The organism is Gulosibacter sp. (assembly GCF_052090685.1).
In the GTDB taxonomy this organism is placed as follows: Bacteria; Actinomycetota; Actinomycetes; order Actinomycetales; family Microbacteriaceae; genus Gulosibacter.
The window spans coordinates 1-2,962 of the sequence record NZ_JBQDBE010000043.1; the positions used below are offsets into that span (position 1 = coordinate 1).

3 protein-coding genes are annotated in these 2,962 nt (G+C 60.8%); 1 reads left to right on the top strand and 2 read right to left on the bottom strand.

Annotated features, from left to right (window positions below; genetic code table 11):
- Positions 1-256 (bottom strand): hypothetical protein (locus ACTHXA_RS15340; RefSeq protein WP_441673752.1); only part of this gene is annotated, 256 nt, incomplete at its 3' end.
- Positions 257-345: 89 nt separating this feature from the next.
- On the opposite strand from ACTHXA_RS15340, the gene ACTHXA_RS15345 reads away from it, so the two are divergent.
- Complete coding sequence (locus ACTHXA_RS15345) at positions 346-1,596, top strand: MFS transporter (RefSeq protein ID WP_441673753.1); 1,251 nt, start codon at positions 346-348, stop codon at positions 1,594-1,596.
- 119 nt (positions 1,597-1,715) lie between these two features.
- On the opposite strand, the gene ACTHXA_RS15350 is transcribed toward ACTHXA_RS15345, so the two are convergent.
- The gene (locus ACTHXA_RS15350; RefSeq protein ID WP_441673754.1) at positions 1,716-2,765 is read right to left on the bottom strand and encodes an NAD(P)-dependent alcohol dehydrogenase; all 1,050 of its coding nucleotides are present in this window, start codon (positions 2,763-2,765) and stop codon (positions 1,716-1,718) included.
- Between the last annotated feature and the right edge of the window lie 197 nt (positions 2,766-2,962).

The window sequence follows — 2,962 nt, forward strand, 5'->3', positions numbered from 1 at the left end:
ATGGTACTGCATGGGGGACTGTGTGGGAGAGTAGGTCACTGCCGGACTTCTTTTTTGGGGGAGATGCCTTTTTTGGTGTCTCCCCCTTTTTTTTGTTTCCGGGTATCGTCCTGTTTCCGGGTATCGTTTTGTGTTTGTTGTTGTTGTTGTGGTGTGGAGGGGATGTGTGATTCGCGATACCACCGAGAATGGGGGTTACCACGTTCTGGGTGGTGGTAACCCGGGTTTCGGATGGTAACCCGTTCAGCTTGGGCATCTCCCCATTTTTGTTGCCGCCGGAATTCGAACGGCAATTGGTGTCAATAATGCGACTGCCATCGATTCATTTAGGTACAAGATATGTACATGAAGCCATCCATAACCCCGACTACCGGCAATCTTGACTTCGCCGCCGTGCAACGACGCACGATGGCGGTACTCGTGATCATGCAGATCGTCGGCACGGTCGGGGTCGGTGTGGCGCCGTCGGTGGGCATCCTGCTCGCCAGCGAGGTGACACAAAACGAGGCGTGGGCGGGGCTTGCGCGCACTGCGAGCACCCTTGGAGCGGCACTTTTCGGACTCCCGCTCGGGAACCTGGCGGCGCAGTTCGGCAGACGCTTCGCACTCTCCAGTGGCTGGTGGGCTGCCGCGTTGGGGAGCGCGCTGCTCGTGGTTGCGGCACAGTGGAGTCTCGTGGTTCCACTCTTCGGCGGACTGCTTTTGATCGGCGCGGGTTCGGCGGTGAGCTTGCAAGCGCGGTTCGCCGCGACCGACCTCGCAGCACCCGCACGCAAGGGGCGGGCGCTCGCCCTGGTCGTCTGGGTCGGGATGATCGGCTCGGTATTGGGGCCAAACCTCGGTGTACCCGGAGCTTTCATTGGCGAGCGTACCGGCTTGACCGTATATGCCGGTGCTTTCCTCATTGCGGCAGTCTGCTTGGTTATCGCCGGCATCATTGTCTTCGCGCTGCTGCGGCCAGATCCGCTGCTGACGCTGCAACGAGCATCCGGCCTCGAAACCCAAAAGCCCGAATCCATGGGCACACGCATCCGCAAGGTGCTGCTCGAGCTCCGCAATAACCGTTCCGCGCGGTACGCCGTAATCGCGATTATTACCGCGCAGATTGTGATGGTTGCGATCATGACCATGACTCCGGTGCACATGTCGCACCTGGGTGACTCGATCACGGTGATCGGCTTCACGATTAGTCTGCATGTTGCGGGCATGTACGCCCTCGCACCGCTCGTTGGTTACCTGAACGACAAGCTGGGCACCCGGCCGACCATTGGCATGGGGATCATCATCCTCATTGCGTCCCTCGGAATCGGTGCGACCTGGCCGGAAGCGACCTGGGGAGTCATCGCCTCGCTCATCTTGCTCGGTGTGGGCTGGTCCTTCATCAACGTTGCCGGTTCCGCGCTCTTCAGCGGCGTGGTCTCGGATGACACGCGCGCGTCCTCGCAGGGTGGGGTGGATGCGCTGTCAAACCTCTTCGGGGCAACGGCGGCCTTCGTCGCCGGTCCCTTGCTCATGGTGAGCAGCTTCTCGATCCTCTCGCTGATTGCGATCGTGGTGCTGCTGCCGCTGGCTTGGCTGACGGTCGTGCGTCGATAGCTCGGGGATGCGCAAAGCCGCTCCTGGGATGAGCAACGATGGTGCACATCCCAGGAACGGCTTTTATATTGCGCAGTGCGAGCTCGCGCCCACTGAAGCTTTCGCACCGACTCGGATGCTTAGGAGTGCGGTGCGACTACCGCGCGGCCGGAAATCTTGCCGTCGACGAGATCTTGGTAGGCATCGAGGGCCTTGTCCATGGGGTAAACGGTGACCTCGGGCTTGATCAGGCCGGCGCGGTAGAGATCGGCCACGTCGTAGAGGTCTTCGATCGTACCCCAATAGGTGTTGGTGAGTTCGGCCTCGTAGGGGTTCGTGTAGAAGTCCCACGAGACCTGACCGCCTGCGATACCGACGACCGTGATGCGACCGCGACGAGCAACGACCTTTTGCGATACCTCGACCGTCGGCTTGACCCCGACAAAGTCGAACACCGCATCCACCCCGCGTCCACCGGTAATCTCGCGAATTCGCTCGGCCTGGTCCTCACCACCCTCGACGGTAATGGCGCCGTTCTTTGCGGCGGTGGCCATCGCATCCGACTTCATGTCGGTCGCGATCACGGTCGCGCCAGTGAGCGCCTTAAGCATCTGTACCGCGAGCTGCCCGAGGCCACCGAGGCCGATGACGAGCGCGAACTTGCCGCCGCCCTCGAGCTGGCGCATCGACAACTTGATTGCGTGATACGGGGTGAGGCCAGCATCGGAAAGGGGAGCGGCCTCAACCGGATCCGCATCGCCGAGCGGCACGAGGTTTCGGGCAGGAGCCACGATGTATTCGGCCATACCGCCATCGCGACCGAGGCCCATGCCCATGTACGGCATTTCGGCAACGTTATCGCAATAGGTGTCCTGACCACGTGAGCAGGCGCGGCAGTGTCCACAGCCGATCGGTCCGTATACGAGGTAGGCATCGCCCTTCTTGAGTCCGGTCACGCCGTCGCCGAGTTCCTCGATCCAACCCGAGTTTTCGTGGCCGAGGGTGTACTCGGGCTTCAGGAATGGCGCAACTGGGAAGTCAGCGTCATAGTCCTGGAAGATGGCAACGTCAGAGTGGCAGGCGCCGGCACCGGCAACCTTTAACAGCACCTCGCCCGGGCCCGGGACGGGCCGTTCAATGTCCTTGAGCTCGGGGAATGATTTCCAGTTGGTGAACCGTACTGCCTTCATGATTACTCCTTGACTGGCGCGGGGAATGGAGGTGACGCCTTTCCAATTGTCTCGTCAGTGGGTGACGGATTGGCTGGGATTGCGGGCTAAGGATCGGTCAAACAAATCTCGAGCTGCGATTGCTCCCGAGAACTCATAGAACGCCTGTTGCCTCATGTCAATACCTCCGGGAAGGTTGATTCGTTGCCTCAAGTAGA